Origin of the sequence: Capnocytophaga cynodegmi DSM 19736 (genome assembly GCF_000379185.1) — a bacterium.
Lineage (GTDB): Bacteria > Bacteroidota > Bacteroidia > Flavobacteriales > Flavobacteriaceae > Capnocytophaga > Capnocytophaga cynodegmi.
The window spans coordinates 33,523-51,390 of the sequence record NZ_KB900708.1 but is presented as its reverse complement, the minus strand read 5'-3'; the positions used below and the strand labels follow the sequence as shown (position 1 = coordinate 51,390).

The window sequence follows — 17,868 nt, the reverse complement described above, 5'->3', positions numbered from 1 at the left end:
AAAAGATAATCAATAAAAATATTTATAATGAAAGCTAAAAAAATCGTTTTAATCAGCTTAATAGTTTTGTTTGTCGTAACAATAGGCTTTGTTGGTTGGAAGAAATGGATTGCTCCAACTCGGATTGCTTTAGTGAATTTTCCGTCGTTTCAGGCATCGAATATTGCTTTGTCTAATACCGACGACTTTATAAAGTATGAATCCGTATCAGTTGATGAAATTGATAACCTTAAAGATTATGATTTTGTACTAACTTGGGGTATGGGACTTAAAATTAATGAGGAACAACGGGAAAAGTTTGTCAAGATATCCCAAAAAGTTCCCACACACTTCTTTGTGGTTACCTCACCTGAGAATAAAATTAGCAGTTTGGATTCGCTCCATCTCAGAAATGTAACTGATTATTTGGATAGTGGCGATAAGAAGAATTACCAAAATTTGGGAAGATACATTCGCCAGTCGATAGACCAGAAAAAAATGTTTGTCACTGCTCCTGAAGTTCCTTCAGTAGGAAAAAAAGATGTGCTTTTCCATATTGATGAAACCCTTGATTTTCCCGATGTTTCTTCGTTTGAACAATATTTGAAAGATAATAATTGGTACAAGGAAAATGCTCCCAAAATCGCTATAATTTCAGGGATTCATTCTCCTTTTGGTGGTGATAGAGAATACATTAGTAACATTATACATTCATTTGAAAACAAAGGAAATAATGTGTACCCTATCTTTTCTTTCGATAAGCGATTGGAATTTTTGCAGCAAATCAATCCAGATGCAGTTATTTATTTCCCTCACGGAAGGCTTTCTATGACGAATGGAGATGTTTTCGTTGATTATCTGCAACAAAGAAATATTCCCATTTTTACACCTATATCAATTTTGCAACTTGAAGAAGACTGGCTTAAAGATAAGATGGGTATGTTCGGAGGTTTTATGGGGCAGACCATAGTAATGCCTGAACTTGATGGTGCTATTTATCCGTATGTGATTATTGCTCAAGAAAAGAATGATAAAGGATTTTTTACTTTCAAAACCATTCCAGACCGGCTTGAAAAGTTTACCCAAGTTGTTCAGAATTTCATTCGGTTGAAAACGATTCCTACTTCTGAAAAGAAAGTCGCCATTTACTACTTTAAAGGCATAGGTTCACACGCTTTGGCAGGTCAGGGATTGGAAGCGGGGGCGTCTCTCTATAATTTGCTTAAACGTATGAAAGCAGAAGGATTTAAAGTGGAAAACCTTCCTGAAAATGTCAAAGAATTTGAAGCTCTTTTGGATAGAAGCGGTAGCATTATTCCCGATAAAGCCTTTGGTGTTTTTGAAAAGTTTATCAGAGAAGGCAATCCTGCACTCATTGAAACTTCGGAATATGAAAAATGGCTACAGAAATCTTTAACAAAACCTGCTTATGATAATGTAATAAATACTTACGGACCTCCTAAAAGGGGTTATATGTTTGTAAATCAAAATGAGATAGATTATCTGGCGGTTGCACAAATTACATTAGGCAATGTGGTTATTCTTCCACAACCTGCTGTTGCTTTAGGTAAGGACGATTTTACAATGGCTCACGGAGTTGATGAACCGCCCACACACGCTTATTTAGGAAGTTATTTTTGGGTTCAAAATACTTTCAAGCCTGATGCTTTACTACATTTTGGCACACACGGAAGTCTTGAATTTACATCAGGAAAGCAAGTTGCATTATGTGGAGAGGATTGGAGTGATGTGTTCGTAGGAACCACGCCACATTTCTATTATTATACCATTGCAAACATTGGTGAGAGTATGATGGCGAAACGTCGTTCGTACGCTACAACGTTATCATATTTAACTCCGCCTTTCACAGAAACAGATATGCGTAACAAATTCAGTAAGTTACAAGATTATATTCGCAACTATTTCAAAGCTCCTGACAGTGAAAAAAAACAGGCTTCGTTGTTGGTAAAGAAGATAGCCGTTGATATGGGTTTACATCGCGATTTACGCTTGGATAGTGTGCGTTCTGTTCCATACACTGAAGAAGATATACTAAAGTTGGACAATTTTGCTGAAGAAATATCAACTGAAAAAATCAATGGAATACTCTACACAACAGGAGAACCCTACACCCAAGATAAAATAATTTCCACTGTAATCGCTATGGGAGCTGACCCAATAGCTTATAGTTTAGCCAATCTCGAAAAGCAAAGTGGAAAAGTATCAGATAAGGAACTCAAAAGTCAAGTGTTTTTCACACAGAAGTATTTGAATCCTGCTAAAGATTTAATTCGCCAGATTTTAACAGGGAAACAGATTTCTTATGAATTAACAGCTTCGTTTGCTAATATTTCTGTAGAAGAAATTGAAAAAGCAAAGCAAATTCTTACTCCCGTGAAAATGCCTTTTATGGTAGGTGCAGGTAAAAAAAATAATCCGAATACCGAAGGAAAAACAAATAAAGAAAAGCAACAAAAACCTGATTCTGCTCGTGAAAAAATATCTGTTCCAGATAGCCTGAAAAGTAAAAAGCCTTCTGATATGAATATGGCAGAAATGCAGCAAAAAAATAAAAAGCCTGCTTACACGAAAGAGGAAAAAGAACGTGCAAGGGCTATTGTAGAAATAGATAGAACAATCAATAATATTGTTAAGTATCAGCAAAGTTTGTTGCAAAGCCCTGATTTAGAGTTTCAATCGCTGTTCAATGCAATGAAAGGAGGTTACGTTTCTCCTTCTTCTGGTGGAGATCTTATTGCAAACCCACGTGCCATTCCCACAGGACGTAATCTCTATTCTATCAATGCGGAAATCACTCCTACCGAATTGGCTTGGGATAGAGGAGTTGCCTTGGCTCAGCACACCATAGATACGTATTTCAATAAACACGGGAAATATCCACAGAAGATAGCTTACACGTTCTGGAGTAGTGAATTTATTGAAACTGAAGGAGTGTCGATTGCCCAAGCAATGTATATGTTAGGGGTTGAGCCTACGCGTGATAGTTTTGGGAGAATTACTGACCTTCAGCTTATTCCTTCAGACAAACTTAAAAGACCTCGTATAGATATAGTAGTACAAACTTCAGGTCAGTTTCGTGATTTAGCAGCCTCACGGTTGTTTTTACTCACACGGGCTATAGATTTAGCGTCTTCAGCTTCTGATAAAGAGTATGAAAATTACGTTAGTAAAGGAAGCCAAGATATAGAAAAAACACTTGTGGACAAAGGAATTTCTCCTAAGGAAGCTCGTGAATTGTCAAAGCAACGCATTTTTGGAGGACTTGGAGGAGGTTATAGTACAGGAACCAAAGAACTGATGCTTTCTGGGGATAAATGGGAGTCACAAAACGACATTGCTGAAGTGTATATTAACAATATGGGAGCTACCTATGGTCTTGAAAAAGAATGGGGTGAACACAAAGCAGCTTTGTTTGAAGCTTCTTTACAAAATACAGATGTACTGATACAACCTCGGCAAAGTAATGTTTGGGGAGCATTAAGCCTTGACCACGTTTTTGAATTTATGGGCGGAATGAATACTGCAATCAAGAAAGTTACAGGTAAAGACCCTGATGCCTATCTGGCCGACTATCGCAATCATAATCGTATGCGAATGCAAGAACTTAAAGAAGCTGTGGGTGTTGAGTCACGAGCAACTATCTTCAATCCCAAATACATCAAAGATGTTCTTAAAGGAGGGAAAACCAGCGCCGAAGGCATTACCGAATTGGTGACAAATGCTTTTGGGTGGGAAGCTACTCGTTCTGAAATTATTGATGATGCTTTCTGGAATCAGGTTCACGACTTGTATGTTCTTGATAAAGAAAACTTAGGAGTTCAAGCTTTCTTTGAAAAAGAGAATCCAGCTGCAATGCAAGAAATTACAGCTATAATGATAGAAACTTCTCGTAAGGGATTTTGGAAACCAACAGATATTCAGCTTAAATCGCTAATTGATAAATATTTGGAATTTGTAGAACGCTTTGGATTAGAGCCTTCTGGTTTTAGTGGCGAAAATGTTAAATTGCAGAAGTATATAGAGAGTCAAGCGTCTCAAGAACAATCTGTTGCATATCGTAAACAAATTGAACAAACCAAAAATGCCACAACGGATATAGAGCGTAAAGAAGGCAAAGTATTGCGTAAAGAAGAGCTATCTGAAGAGAAAGAAAAAGTAAAACTTGATGGGCTTTGGGTAGGAGTTGGAGTTGTTGTTGCATTTATTACAATTGTCTTTTTCATCAGGAGAAGAAAGCGAAGATGAGTATGAATGTTTTATATTTATTTGATTAATAGATAGATATAATTAAATATGCGATGGAAATTCTTATTTCAGTTTTATTGGTAAGTATAGCTCTTAGTACGATATTGAAAATCAGCTTTTGGAAAGCCAAATACCGATTAATCTTTTCTGTTTTGGTTGGTCTTTTTGTTATGTGTGTGTATCCGATAGCTACCGAACAATCGCAAACAGAACTAAAATGGTGGCTTGAGGATACAAATGTACTAAGTACAATGGCTGTGATAATAACCATTGAATCAATGTTGTATGCTGGTTTTTGTTTTCTATCCATCAAAGATTTATATGTTTCTCAAAAGAGTAAAAAGTTTTTAGTATTGGAGGTCTATTCGGGATTATTAATTTTTCCAATGTCATTTTATATCGCTACACAATCAATGTTTTACTTTACAGGAACGGATTTTTTAATAATTGCAATTTTTGTGGCTTTAGGGCTTGTTGTAGGTATTTTTACGATGAGTTATCTTATCCGATGGTTATTGCCAGAGAAAGATATCCGTTTGGAAATGTTATTTCTTGTTAGCCTGTTGGTTGCGGTATTAGGTTTGGTAACTACAGCTAACGGAAAGATTGTTTATGTTTCTAAAAATCAGTTTATTAATTATAAAGAGCACCTATTTACTTTTGTTCTTTTTGTGGTGATTTTCTTAATCGGATTTTTCGTAAATCGAATCAAATGGAGGTATTTTAACAAATAGAAAATAATAAAATATAATTAAAAGATGGAAATTATTTCGAAGATATTATTTTGGGTATCAAATAGTTTGCTTATCCCTGATATTATTGCCTTGCTGTATTTATTTATAAAATCGCTACTTATGGTAGGGAGCTTCTACAATCGATTTATTAATAGACAGAAGAATGATAAACTATTGAGTGAGGCTATTAAAACCAGTACTCCCGATACAATTGAAAATATAAAAAAATTGCTTCCTGATACGGATAATTCCCTGTATATTCGTTATTTAAGGGATATGTTGTCACATAAACCAGATGCTGCATATACAGATTTTCTCATTACAAATTTTGAAATTGATGCGGATAAAGATATTACATCTTCAAAAATTTTAGCTAAAGTAGGTCCTATTCTTGGGCTTATCGGAACGCTTATTGCAATGAGTCCTGCGTTGGTAGGATTGTCATCAGGAGATATTTCAAGTATGGCTTACAATATGCAAATTGTATTTGCGACAACTGTTGTGGGACTAGTAATTAGTATAGTAGGGGTTGTTACTCAGCAAATTAAACAGCGATGGTACACTCAGGAGTCTAATAACTTGTATTACATTTCACAAATCCGAAACCAAAATATTACCCAATGAAGTCAAACAGACGTATCTCACTTTTAGCAAAAAATAAAGAAGAAAGCGACCCTCTTAGTGTTATTGCCAATCTTTTTGACGTTGCAATGGTTTTTGCAGTGGCATTAATGGTTGCAATGGTGATGAATATGAATATGACAGAAATGTTTACTAATGAAGATTTTACCATTGTCAAAAATCCAGGTAAAGATAATATGGAAATTATTACTCGAGAAGGCAAAAAGATACATAAATACGTCCCTTCAAATACGGATAATGATTCTCAAAAACGGGGCAAACGCATCGGAACAGCTTATCAATTGGAAAATGGAGACATTATCTATCTTCCAGAGTAGTTCGCCGTCAGATAAATGTAAAAAAGGCTTGGAATAAACCATTCCAAGCCTTTTTAATTTTATTTTAAATAATAACTATGCTTCAAAAGGAACAATTGAAACGTATGATTTATTATTTTTCTTTTTCTCAAACTTAACAATACCATCAATTTTAGCGTGTAGTGTGTGGTCTTTACCTACATACACATTTTCTCCTGCATTGTGTTGAGTTCCTCTTTGTCTTACGATGATGTTACCAGCTATAGCAGCTTGTCCACCGTAAATTTTCACTCCTAAGCGTTTAGAGTGAGATTCCCTTCCGTTCTTCGAACTACCGACACCTTTCTTGTGAGCCATTTTCTTTAATTTTTAAGTTTTAAAATTATTTTACGATACCACCATTAAGCTCATCTTGCCATTTTTTCAATTCGTCCCATTTGCCATCGGCAGCTAATTGAGCTTGTGCAGCCCAAGTTTGTGGGTCTAAATGAGCTAATGTTGAACTTGCTTCTGCCAAAATTGTTTTGATTTCTTCTGCTGACTTTTTGGCTAATTTAGCAAATGTGTCTACACCAGCGGCTACAAGGGCTTCTGATGCTTTCGGTCCAATTCCTTCAATTTTTTTCAAATCATCAGCTTTTACTGATTTTGAAGGTTTTTCCTCTTTTTTCTCAGTTTTTGCTGGTTTAACAGCAGCTCCTGATGCGATGATGTTTTCAATAAGGATTTCAGTCAAATACTGTCTGTGACCATTTTTAACTTTGTACCCTTTACGTCTTTTCTTTTTGAAGACAATAACTTTATCTCCTTTTAGGTGTTTTACTACCTTTGCTTCAACTGAAGCACCATCTATAGCTGGGGCGCCTACTGTGATTGTTCCATTGTTGTCCAAAAGCAGAACGTTATTAAATGCAACTTTCTCTCCTTCTTGGTTTTGCAAACGATGAACAAACACTTTTTGGTCTTTTGAAACTTTAAATTGTTGCCCTGCTATCTCTACAATTGCGTACATAGCTTGTTGTTTAAAATGTTAAAATTGGGTGCAAAAGTAACTCTTTTTTTTCAAATGTCAAAGTTCTTTTTATTAATTTTGCTATTTCAAAAAAAATAATTATCTTGCGAAACTTATTTTTAAGCTACTATGAAGAATTTTTTTTTCTTGTTTATAGTTCTAACAATAACAGGATGTGGAGTTTATAACTTTACTGGAGGAAGTACTGGAGATGCAAAAACATTTCAAGTTAACTTTTTTCGTAACGATGCCCCTTTGGTTGAGCCTGGTTTGGACAGAGATTTTACCATTGCATTACAAGATTTGATTAACAATCAAACAAATTTGTCTTTAACAGATAGGAATGGGGATTTGGTGTATGAAGGGGAAATTGTAGAATTTAATATTACACCAATGACGGCTACGGCACAACAGACGGCAGCTCAGAATCGGCTTACTATAGCAGTGAATGTACGTTTTACCAATAACGTGGAAGAAAATAAGGATTTTGAAAAGCGTTTTTCTTTCTACTACGATTATCCTGGTACATCACAATTAAGTTCGGTGAAAGGTACAGCAATTCCTGAGATTTTTGAACGAATCACTCAAGATATTTTTAACGCATCGTTGGCTGATTGGTAAAAGAATGACGGTAAAAGAGTTTGTTGAAATACTAAAAAATCCTTATGTAATAGGAGAGGAACAAGCACACGAATTAGACCATATCGTGAAGGAGTATCCCTACTTTCAGGCTGCTCGCGTATTACAGCTCAAAGTGCTTCATTCTGAAGGAAATTACCGTTACAACAAGGCTTTAAAACTTGCTGCTGCTCACGTTTTGGATCGCTCTGTTTTGTATGAATTTATACATTCAAAAGCGGTTGTACCTGATATTTCAGCTCTGAAGCAAGATTTGAACGAAATTAAAAAAGCAGTACAACGGCAAGAAGCAAAAGAAAATGCAGAAATTGTCAATGTAGAATATCTGCCTCCAGAGCCTTTTACCATTCCACAAGTGCCTAAATCTATTTTTGATGAAGATATTTTTTCAGAAAAATTTATTCGTCAGGGAGATATAGAATCTATCCTTGTTTATAAGGAGGAAATGGACGATGTAACACCTGAAACAGAAAGGGTACAAGGCAAAAACGCATTAGGTGACAGGCTGGATTCTATTTCGGAATGGCTGAAGAGTATTTCTGAAGATAAAAGTATGCAATCTTCTGAATATAAAGATGATAATGTGGCTAAAAAATTTCATTTGATAGATAAATTTCTGGAGACTAATCCTAAAATTGAGCCTGTAAAAGATTATTCTTCAAATGTAAATTTGGCTAATGAAGTTAAAACAGACCCACGCCAATTAATGACCGAAACGTTGGCTCAAGTTTATGTGAATCAGAAGAAATATAAACAAGCAATTCAGGCTTATGAAATATTAATTTTGAAAAATCCAGAAAAAAGTGCTTACTTTGCATCCCAAATACAAGAAATAAAAAATTTACAACAACAAAAATAATTTATTTAAATGACAACATTCAATATTTTTTTAATCCTTATTGTAGTGGTGTGTCTGCTACTTGCTTTGGTTATAATGGTTCAAAATCCTAAAGGAGGTGGTCTTTCTTCTTCTTTTGGAGGAAATACGCAAGTTGTGGGAGGAGTTAAAAAGACAGGAGATTTCTTGGAGCGTAGTACTTGGACATTTGCTACCCTTTTGGCAGTGTTGATTTTGGTGGCTAACACTTTGTTGCAATCAAATACAACGACAGGTTCTGACTCAAAATTATTAGATGGAACTCCTGTGCAAACAGATGTTTTAAACACGCCAGTTTCTACAAATGAGGCTCAACAACCTGGGACAACTTCAAACACTGCACAATAAAGGTTGAGCGGCTGGAATTAAAAAATTGAGAATTGAGTATTATATGTATTTTCAATTCTCTTTTTTGTTTAAAATAAAAGTATGACATAGTGTCAGTTTTCTTTGTTTGGCACACTTTCTGAGTTGTTCTGAAGAAGATTTTTGAATACTTACAATGTATTGAAATTTTTTAGTAAATTATAAATTCAATAAAAACATAAAATATGGCAAAAGTGAAAATTAAGCCTTTGGCAGACAGAGTACTAATTGAACCTGCTGTAGCTGAGACCACTACGGCATCAGGTATCATCATTCCTGACACCGCAAAAGAAAAACCACAAAAAGGTACCGTGGTTGCAGTAGGAGCAGGAACAAAAGACAATCCTATTACCTTGAAAGTAGGAGATGTAGTTCTTTATGGGAAATACGCAGGAACTGAACTTAAATTAGAAGGAAAAGATTATCTTATTATGAGAGAGAATGATGTGTTAGCTGTCATCTAAGAAGAGCTATAGGCGATAGGCTGTAAGCAATGAGAGAATTCAAAAAATATGATGTTTGGCAATTGAGTCATAAGTTAGTATTGGAAGTTTACAAAATTTCTAAGAATTTTCCGAAAGATGAACTATTTAATATAACATCTCAATTGCGTAGAGCTGTTACCTCAATCCCTACAAATATTAGTGAAGGATGTGGAAGAAGTTCTGATAAAGAGTTTTCTCACTTTTTGAACATTGCTCTAGGTTCTGCTTCTGAAGCAGAGTATCTGGTTATTCTTTCAACAGACTTACAATTTATTGATGCAGAAACTTCTGAGAGTTTGTTAAAAAACATCAATCAAATTAAGAGTAAAATCTTCAATTTAAAACAAAAAATCAATCCGCAATAAGTTAGCTTAAAGCTTATTGCATAAAGCAAAGAAATAAAAATGGCAAAAGAAATAAAATTTGATATAGAAGCTCGTGAAGGCTTAAAACGTGGCGTTGATGCATTAGCAAACGCAGTGAAAGTTACTTTAGGTCCGAAAGGAAGAAATGTAATTATCAGTAAATCATTTGGTTCTCCTCATATTACCAAAGATGGTGTAACTGTAGCAAAAGAAGTTGAGCTAGAAGATGCTCTTGAAAATATGGGAGCTCAAATGGTAAAAGAAGTTGCTTCAAAAACCAATGATTTGGCAGGTGACGGAACTACTACTGCCACTGTTTTGGCTCAAGCCATCGTTAAAGAAGGTTTGAAAAACGTTGCTGCTGGTGCAAACCCGATGGATTTGAAACGCGGAATTGACAAAGCGGTTACAAAAATCGTTGAAAATTTAGCGAAACAAGCAAAAGAAGTTGGTTCTTCTTCTGAGAAAATCCGTCAAGTAGCTTCTATTTCAGCAAATAACGACGATACTATCGGTGAATTGATTGCCGCTGCTTTCGAAAAAGTAGGAAAAGAAGGCGTTATCACTGTTGAAGAGGCTAAAGGTACTGACACTTACGTAGATGTGGTGGAAGGAATGCAGTTCGATAGAGGGTATTTATCTCCTTACTTTGTGACAGATTCAGAGAAAATGGTTGCTGAATTAGATAGACCTTACATTTTATTGTACGATAAGAAAATCTCTACAATGAAAGACTTACTTCCTGTGTTAGAGCCAGTTGCTCAATCAGGTAAGCCGTTGTTAATCATTGCAGAAGATATTGATGGAGAAGCTTTAGCTACATTGGTGGTTAATAAATTGAGAGGAACACTTCGCATTGCTGCTGTAAAAGCTCCTGGATTTGGTGACAGAAGAAAAGCAATGTTGGAAGATATCGCTATCTTAACAGGAGGAACAGTTATCGCTGAAGAAAGAGGATTTACTCTTGAGAATGCAACCATTGATATGCTTGGTACAGCAGAAAAAGTTTCTATCGACAAGGATAATACAACTGTTGTAAATGGAGCTGGTGATGCTGAACAAATAAAAGCTCGTGTAAATCAGATTAAAGCTCAAATTGAAGTAACAACTTCTGATTATGACCGTGAAAAATTGCAAGAGCGTTTAGCAAAACTTTCTGGAGGTGTGGCTGTTCTTTACGTTGGAGCTGCTTCGGAAGTAGAGATGAAAGAGAAAAAAGACCGCGTTGATGATGCTCTTCACGCAACTCGTGCCGCTGTTGAAGAAGGTATCGTAGCTGGTGGAGGAATTGCTTTGCTTCGTGCAAAATCTGTTTTAGCAAAACTTAAACCTGTGAATGCAGATGAAGCAACAGGAATCCAAATAGTAGCAAAATCGTTGGAGGCTCCATTGAGAACGATTGTGGAAAATGCTGGTGTAGAGGGTTCTGTGATTGTTGCCAGAGTTTTAGAAGCTTCAAAAGATACATTTGGTTACAATGCAAAAACAGGTCAGTATAGCGATATGTTCAAAGCTGGAATCATTGATCCTAAAAAAGTAACTCGTGTAGCGTTGGAAAATGCAGCTTCTGTAGCAGGAATGATTTTGACAACTGAATGTGCTTTGGTTGATATAAAAGATGAGAAAGCAGGAGCAGGAATGCCACCAATGGGTGGAGGAATGCCTGGAATGATGTAAATAAAATCATAATCAAAATAAATTTTCTACAAGAGAAGCCACTTATGCAAATAGGTGGCTTTTCTGTTTCTATATTTTTCGTAGTAAATAGAAGTAGATTTTTATTAAAGAAATTTAAGTCAGCTGTAATTTGAAGTATGAAAATTGTATAAAAAATTGATTTTTAAAATAATATTTGTACTTTTGGAAAGGCATTTTAATCGTTAAAGTTATGAGATATTTCAAAAGATTTTTTATAGGGTTGATTGTAATATTGTTATTGGTTGTTGGGGGTATTTATATAAGCGGGTACGGATATATTCTCAAAGCAGTTTATGTTATCTATGGTTCAGGACATAAGACAGCCTTTCTGTCTGATTACGAGAAGTTTGATAACAGAACCGTCAATAAGGGAGCAGAATCACAACCTTGGGCGTTACGTAAGGATTGCAACAAGACGAAACCCACAAAAGATTTAGAAAATTTGCATAAAAAGTACGAGTCTGTGGCATTTCTTATTCTTAAAAATGATAGTATTTGGCACGAGCAATACTTTGATGGGTATTCTGAAAAATCAAAAAGTAATTCCTTCTCAATGGCAAAATCATATGTTTCTGCTTTACTTGGAAAATCTATTTATGATGGATATATAAAAAGTTTGGAACAGCCTGTAAGTGATTATCTTCCTGAGTTTTCAGAAGGATTAGCTTCAAAACTTACTGTGGGTGATTTGGCTTCAATGGCTTCAGGTTCTGATTGGGATGAGTCGTATTACAGTCCGTTTTCAATCACCACGCAGGCTTATTTTGATACGAATCTTCGGGAAGTTATGGGGCGAATGAAAATTGTTGAAGAGCCAGGAAAAAGATATGTTTATCAAAGTGGCAACACACAACTATTGGCAATGGTTATTGAAAAAGCAACAGGCAAAACGCTTTCCGATTATTTATCACAATCGATTTGGAAGCCGTTAGGGTCGGAGAGTGATGCTCTTTGGCAGGTTGATAGTGAAACGAATGGGATGGAAAAAGCTTATTGTTGTATAGCTTCCAATGCTCGTGATTTTGCTCGGCTTGGTAAACTTTATCGTGATTATGGAAAATGGAATGGACAGCAGGTTTTAGACTCTGCCTTCGTAGCTAAATCCATTCAACCTCGATTTCCCGAAAGTCCAGAATACGGATATGGAATGTGGCTTTTGACTCATAATAGCAAAAAGTTTTTTATGATGCGAGGACATTTGGGGCAGTATGTTATAGTTCAGCCAGAAGATAACATTATGATTGTTAGGCTTGGACATTTGAAGGGGGTAGAAGAGGAGGGAGGAGATCCTTTCACTGAGGATATCTATGGATATATTGACGAAACTTATAAAATGTTGGAAAATAATGCTCAATAAAATCAATTTGGAAGATATTCTATTTCTAGATATTGAAACGGTTCCTTTATCTGAAGATTATCAAGAACTTTCACAAGCTGAACAAGAATTATGGGAAGAAAAGACCAAGTATCAGCGAAAAGAAGATTTTACTGCTGAGGAATTTTATGACCGAGCAGGAATCTGGGCTGAATTTGGGAGAATAGTTTGTATTTCAGTAGGCTATTTTTCGTTTCGCTATGAACAACGAACTTTTCGGGTGACTTCTTTTTTTGGCGATGAAGTAAAGATTCTGAAAGATTTTTCCCGTCTTATTGAACAATATTTCTCAAGCAGTAATAAGTTATTGTGTGCTCATAATGGCAAAGAGTTTGATTTTCCGTATATCACAAGGCGTATGATAATCAATAATATACGTATTCCCCAAAAATTGCAATTATTTGGTAAAAAACCTTGGGAAGTTCCACATTTAGATACGTTGGAGATGTGGAAGTTTGGGGATTATAAGCATTTTACTTCATTGAAATTATTGACACACGTTTTAGGAATTCCTTCACCTAAGGATGATATTGACGGAAGCCAAGTCAGAGATGTTTTTTACAAAGAGAAAAATATAGACAGAATTGTTACCTATTGTGAGAAAGATACTGTAACTGTTGCTCAGGTATTTCTGCGTTTTCGAGGAGAAGCATTACTAACAGAAGACGAGATTTTGTTCGTGTAAAATAAAAAAATCGCAAATTTAAAAAATTTGCGATTTTTTTATTTTAATTTTTTATGAATGTTCTTTAATTTGTTCTTGGTTTCTGTCCAAAATCTCAAAGATTGAATTATTACTCTTAAATTCTTTAACTATTTCTTTCAGAATACGAACCACCTCAATTTTGTCGCCTAACTTGGCAGCTGCACTAATTTTGTTTGATAAGGCATCAATTTCTTTAAAAGCCATTGTCGGATCTTTAGACACCATTATTTTCTCGTGGTGAGTAGGAAGTGTTCTTGTGTCATCACTTAAAAGTTCTTCATAAAGTTTTTCACCTGGTCTTAGTCCTGTGTAAACAATTTTTATATCTACATTTGGTTCATAACCAGATAATTTTATCATACGGGTAGCTAAATTGAGGATTTTAACAGGTTCTCCCATATCAAACACGAAAATTTCTCCTCCTTTACCCATCGTTCCCGCCTGAAGAACCAACTCACAAGCTTCTGGAATAGTCATAAAATAGCGAACAATATCAGGATGTGTTATGGTTACGGGACCTCCTTTTTCAATCTGTTTTCTGAAGTGAGGGATTACTGAACCATTAGAACCTAATACGTTTCCGAAACGAGTTGTGATGAACTTAGTAGCGTTACCTTCTTCATTTTGAAGTGCTTGTACGAAAAGTTCAGCGGTCCGTTTTGAGGCTCCCATAACGTTTGTGGGGTTTACAGCCTTATCGGTAGAAACCATTACAAAACGATTTATTTTGTATTTGCTGGAAAGTAATGCTAAGTTTTTACTTCCTTGAATGTTTACTAAAATAGCCTCGTGAGGGTTTTCTTCTATCAAAGGAACGTGTTTGTAAGCTGCCGCGTGGTATACCATAGAAAAATCATGTTCCATAAAAACACTTTCTATACGTTCTTTGTTCGAGATATCTGCTAAAACGAACTTAAATTTCGTATTAGGGAATTTCTCTTTCATTTCCAGCTCAATATCATACAAAGGGGTTTCAGCTTGGTCTAAAACTACAACTAATGAAGGGTTGAATGAAGCCACCTGACGCACAATTTCACTCCCGATAGAACCAGCTCCTCCTGTAACCAATACATTTTTTTGGAAGTGTCGTTTTTTCACTTCGTCGTTTTGGATTACAATAGGTTTTCTGTTGAGCAAATCTTCAATTTGAACTTGGTGAATTTTGATATTTTCATCAGGACGTAATTTTTGTAAAGACGGAGTTTTTAGAATTACCAATCCTCTCTCCAAGAAGAAATTTACCCATTGGTTTAATTCTTCTTTAGAGAAGTTATTTTTATTTATAAGTATTCCATGTAAACCAAGATACTCCTTACGATATTTCATAAGTTTGTCCTTGCTATAGATAGCCTTACCTAAAAGTACAGCGTGGTTGGAGTCTGTTCTTTGGGTTAGGAAACCAGCTACATCATAGGGCAATTTTGGATTTCCCATAATTGCCTTTGCCATTGATATCGATTCCTCGTCTATTCCTAATATAAGAATACGTTTCTTTAATGCACTTCTTCTGAATTCTTTTAATTGCTGAAAAATTTCTTTGACAAACAACCGGAAAAACGACATCAATACAAAAGAAATTGTAAAATAAAGTATTAGAGGAATATTTGGTAACAATACCTCTCCTACCGCAATAATATTCGCTACATTTATGAGCCAAAGGATAAATATTGTTGATACATTTGATAGTAAAATTTTGAACAAATCGGCAAATGTAGAGTGACGAATTATACCAGAGTATGTTCTGAAAATTAACATGAATATGATATTTATTCCGATAATCAAAATATACTTTTGATAAAGAGGTAGGTTATCACTATTTTTTACATCTAATCCGTTTAATAGATAAAAAGAAACGAAAAGAGAGACGACAGCTAGGAAAATATCAATAATTAGAACAGACCATCTGGGAAGATATCTGAGACTAGATAAGTCAATGACATTACGCTCATTATATGTTACTTTGTTCATTATCAGCAATTATTTTTATTTTTGCAAAGAATCTCTGAGCAAAAGTTTTATAATTTAGGTTAAGTAGTAAATATTTATGTTTTTGAATTATTTAGAGAAAATTTTTGCGATTCGTTCTCTATCTTCATCTGTCATATTAGAACCAGAAGGAAGACAAAGACCTTTATCGAATAAAGTTTCAGAAACATTTCCTCCGTAATATGGAGCATCGGCAAAAACGGGTTGTAAATGCATAGGTTTCCACAGAGGACGCGTTTCAATGTTATCCTCAAGGAATTTCAGACGCAGTTCTTCTCTATCAAAACCTGTTTTTTTATTATCAATTGTTATTGCTGAAAGCCAATGATTTGAAAAGAAATCAGAATTAGGTTCCGTGAAGAGTGTAATTCCATCAAAATCTTTAAAAAACTCTTGATAGAAGGAGTGATTTTTACGTCTTTGAGCAACTCTTTCTTCAAGTACTTCCATTTGTCCACGACCAATTCCAGCTGATATATTACTCATTCGGTAGTTATATCCAATGTGTGAGTGTTGATAATGAGGTGCGTTGTCTCTTGCTTGAGTAGAAAGGAACACAACTTTTTCTTTTTGCTCAGCTTTTTTACACACTAAAGCTCCTCCTCCAGAAGTTGTTATGATTTTATTTCCATTAAAACTAAGGATTGCCATTTCTCCGAAAGTACCACATTTTTGTCCTTTGAATGTACTTCCCAAAGCCTCAGCAGCATCTTCGATGACAGGGATTTCATAACGATTCGCCACTTGAAGTACTTCATCCATTTTTACAGGCATTCCGTAAAGATGTACAACAATGATGGCTTTAGGTTTTCTACCTTTTGAAATACGGTGTTTTATGGCTTCTTCTAACGCTTGTGGGCAAATGTTCCAAGTTTGTGGCTCACTGTCAACAAAAATGGGGGTAGCGCCCTGATAAACAATTGGATTTGCGGAAGCTGAAAACGTAAAACTCTGGCAAATCACCTCATCTCCCGATTTTACACCAAGAGCAACTAAAGCTAAGTGCAGAGCTGCAGTACCTGCAGAGAGAGCTGCCACCTTTACATTTTGTTCTAAATATTTTTCTAAATCTTCTTCAAATCCGTTTACATTAGGACCAAGTGGGGCAACCCAATTTTGGTCAAACGCTTCGTGGATATACTTAAGTTCACTTCCTCCCATATGAGGTGAAGATAACCATACTTTTGAATTCATTTTCTTTAATGGTTTTGAAATACTTAAAAATGACTTTATTTTAGATTGATCGTTGTAATAACAACTGTTTTTGGTGTGCAAAGGTAAATATAAAACTCTATTCTTTTATATATTTAACATTTCTTTATGCTACCTATTAGCGTTTTTATAATGATATTCTGTATCTCTTGTGAAAAATTGGAAATTTTATTGTATTAGAAAGTGTTCATATTTTATACGCTATAAGATGGTGCTAATTAATTCTTAGTAGTCTATCACACTTGGAAAACATTATTCCTTCTTTGTAATCAAGGTATTGGGAAATATTATTTCCTCCCTTCAACCATTCGATATAAGCTGCTGCTGTGTTGCTTCCTGCTTCATGTGAAAAAGGGTATCCACCACCAAAGCGAGGATTTAGCTCTAAGATATACAGTTTTCCATCGCACTCAAAAACATCACAGTCTAAGTTTCCTATATGTTTTAAATTCTCTCCTATAATTTTTCCTACCTGATTAAATCTCTCATCTATTACTGAAATAGCTTTGTCTGTTTCACCTGCTCTCATGGACAATTTTTTACGAACGAATGTACCTATATAGTTTCCTTGAAAATCGTTTAGGATATCCATTCCATATTCTGTTCCTTGTATCTTTTCTTGTATGAGGATAGCATGATCAATATCCTCGTTGCTAGCTTCCGCAAGAATAGTTTTTTTTAATTGAATGGTTTGTAGTTGGTATACTAAATCCAGCTCCTCAAGATTTTCTGGGAAGTGAATTCCAATTGAAGCACTCCCCCAACGAGGTTTAATGACTAAAGGAAAACTTAAAGAGCCTTCATCGATAGCTTTTTTAGCTTCATTTAAGTTAATAAATGTTTTGGGGGATTTTAGTCCAATACTATTTAGAAATTTCACTGTTTCCCATTTGTCAAAAGCAATTTTAATTACGTTATCATCAGAAATGATGACTCTTGTTCCAATTTTTTCTATTTCTTCTTTGCACCTAGATAAGATAGGGAGTTCCAAATCATTCAATGAAATTACAGCAGAAATGTTGTGTTCTTTTATAATTCCAATGATTGTCGATATGTAGTCTCTTTCATAAATTTCTGGGACTTGAATGGCCATATCAGCATCAACCAATGCTGGGGCTGTGAGATTCATATCTGAGGCAAAAACCTTTCCCTGATTCTCTAAAGCTTTTTTAAAGTAGTTAATTAAGTAATTTCTTCGTCCTGCACAAGTAAAAAGTATATTCATGATGT

Annotated in this window: 17 protein-coding genes; 12 read left to right on the top strand and 5 right to left on the bottom strand. The window is 35.1% G+C overall.

The features are described from left to right. Positions 1-27: 27 nt before the first annotated feature. From YW9_RS0103840 to YW9_RS0103825, 4 genes are read left to right on the top strand one after another with little or no spacing between them, the layout of a single operon-like run. Entirely contained in the window at positions 28-4,245 is a 4,218-nt protein-coding gene (locus YW9_RS0103840; protein ID WP_018278868.1) for a cobaltochelatase subunit CobN, read from the top strand. Positions 4,246-4,298: 53 nt separating this feature from the next. Then, on the top strand, positions 4,299-4,979 hold the full coding sequence (locus YW9_RS0103835) for a hypothetical protein (RefSeq protein WP_018278867.1): 681 nt from the start codon (positions 4,299-4,301) through the stop codon (positions 4,977-4,979). Positions 4,980-5,003: 24 nt separating this feature from the next. Continuing rightward, a complete protein-coding gene (locus YW9_RS0103830; RefSeq protein WP_018278866.1) occupies positions 5,004-5,603 on the top strand; it encodes a MotA/TolQ/ExbB proton channel family protein in 600 nt (199 codons plus the stop codon). Beyond that, complete coding sequence (locus tag YW9_RS0103825) at positions 5,600-5,938, top strand: DUF2149 domain-containing protein (RefSeq protein WP_018278865.1); 339 nt, start codon at positions 5,600-5,602, stop codon at positions 5,936-5,938. The genes YW9_RS0103830 and YW9_RS0103825 overlap by 4 nt, the downstream gene beginning before the upstream one ends. A gap of 75 nt (positions 5,939-6,013) precedes the next feature. Here YW9_RS0103825 and rpmA read toward each other — a convergent pair whose 3' ends face one another. Both rpmA and rplU read right to left on the bottom strand, forming a co-directional pair. Further along, on the bottom strand, positions 6,014-6,274 hold the full coding sequence (rpmA, locus tag YW9_RS0103820) for a 50S ribosomal protein L27 (RefSeq protein WP_018278864.1): 261 nt from the start codon (positions 6,272-6,274) through the stop codon (positions 6,014-6,016). Between the two features lie 25 nt (positions 6,275-6,299). Continuing rightward, positions 6,300-6,929: a 50S ribosomal protein L21 gene (gene rplU / locus YW9_RS0103815; RefSeq protein WP_018278863.1), complete on the bottom strand. Its 630-nt coding sequence runs from the start codon at positions 6,927-6,929 to the stop codon at positions 6,300-6,302. A 129-nt stretch (positions 6,930-7,058) separates the two neighbouring features. On the opposite strand from rplU, the gene YW9_RS0103810 reads away from it, so the two are divergent. From YW9_RS0103810 to YW9_RS0103775, 8 genes are all read left to right on the top strand, one after another. Next, positions 7,059-7,550: an LptE family protein gene (locus YW9_RS0103810; protein WP_018278862.1), complete on the top strand. Its 492-nt coding sequence runs from the start codon at positions 7,059-7,061 to the stop codon at positions 7,548-7,550. 4 nt (positions 7,551-7,554) lie between these two features. Then, a complete protein-coding gene (locus YW9_RS0103805) occupies positions 7,555-8,427 on the top strand; it encodes a hypothetical protein (RefSeq protein ID WP_018278861.1) in 873 nt (290 codons plus the stop codon). Positions 8,428-8,436: 9 nt separating this feature from the next. After that, positions 8,437-8,793, top strand: a complete 357-nt coding sequence (secG, locus tag YW9_RS0103800) for a preprotein translocase subunit SecG (protein WP_018278860.1) — start codon at positions 8,437-8,439, stop codon at positions 8,791-8,793. Between the two features lie 203 nt (positions 8,794-8,996). Next, the gene (locus tag YW9_RS0103795; RefSeq protein WP_018278859.1) at positions 8,997-9,275 is read left to right on the top strand and encodes a co-chaperone GroES; all 279 of its coding nucleotides are present in this window, start codon (positions 8,997-8,999) and stop codon (positions 9,273-9,275) included. Positions 9,276-9,304: 29 nt separating this feature from the next. Further along, a complete protein-coding gene (locus YW9_RS0103790; RefSeq protein WP_018278858.1) occupies positions 9,305-9,661 on the top strand; it encodes a four helix bundle protein in 357 nt (118 codons plus the stop codon). 39 nt (positions 9,662-9,700) lie between these two features. Then, positions 9,701-11,338: a chaperonin GroEL gene (groL, locus tag YW9_RS0103785; RefSeq protein WP_018278857.1), complete on the top strand. Its 1,638-nt coding sequence runs from the start codon at positions 9,701-9,703 to the stop codon at positions 11,336-11,338. Between the two features lie 211 nt (positions 11,339-11,549). Beyond that, the gene (locus YW9_RS0103780; RefSeq protein ID WP_018278856.1) at positions 11,550-12,716 is read left to right on the top strand and encodes a serine hydrolase domain-containing protein; all 1,167 of its coding nucleotides are present in this window, start codon (positions 11,550-11,552) and stop codon (positions 12,714-12,716) included. Next, the gene (locus tag YW9_RS0103775) at positions 12,706-13,419 is read left to right on the top strand and encodes a 3'-5' exonuclease (RefSeq protein ID WP_018278855.1); all 714 of its coding nucleotides are present in this window, start codon (positions 12,706-12,708) and stop codon (positions 13,417-13,419) included. The genes YW9_RS0103780 and YW9_RS0103775 overlap by 11 nt, the downstream gene beginning before the upstream one ends. 51 nt (positions 13,420-13,470) lie before the next feature. Here the strand turns inward: YW9_RS0103775 and YW9_RS0103770 are convergent, their stop codons facing one another. The 3 genes from YW9_RS0103770 to YW9_RS0103760 all read right to left on the bottom strand — a co-directional run bounded on the left by YW9_RS0103770 (position 13,471) and on the right by YW9_RS0103760 (position 17,863). Further along, positions 13,471-15,408 carry a polysaccharide biosynthesis protein gene (locus tag YW9_RS0103770; RefSeq protein ID WP_026193787.1) on the bottom strand — a complete coding sequence of 646 codons (1,938 nt, stop codon included), beginning with the start codon at positions 15,406-15,408 and terminating at the stop codon, positions 13,471-13,473. Positions 15,409-15,495: 87 nt separating this feature from the next. Then, a complete protein-coding gene (locus tag YW9_RS0103765; RefSeq protein WP_018278853.1) occupies positions 15,496-16,620 on the bottom strand; it encodes a DegT/DnrJ/EryC1/StrS family aminotransferase in 1,125 nt (374 codons plus the stop codon). 232 nt (positions 16,621-16,852) lie between these two features. Next, the gene (locus YW9_RS0103760) at positions 16,853-17,863 is read right to left on the bottom strand and encodes an ATP-grasp domain-containing protein (RefSeq protein ID WP_018278852.1); all 1,011 of its coding nucleotides are present in this window, start codon (positions 17,861-17,863) and stop codon (positions 16,853-16,855) included. Between the last annotated feature and the right edge of the window lie 5 nt (positions 17,864-17,868).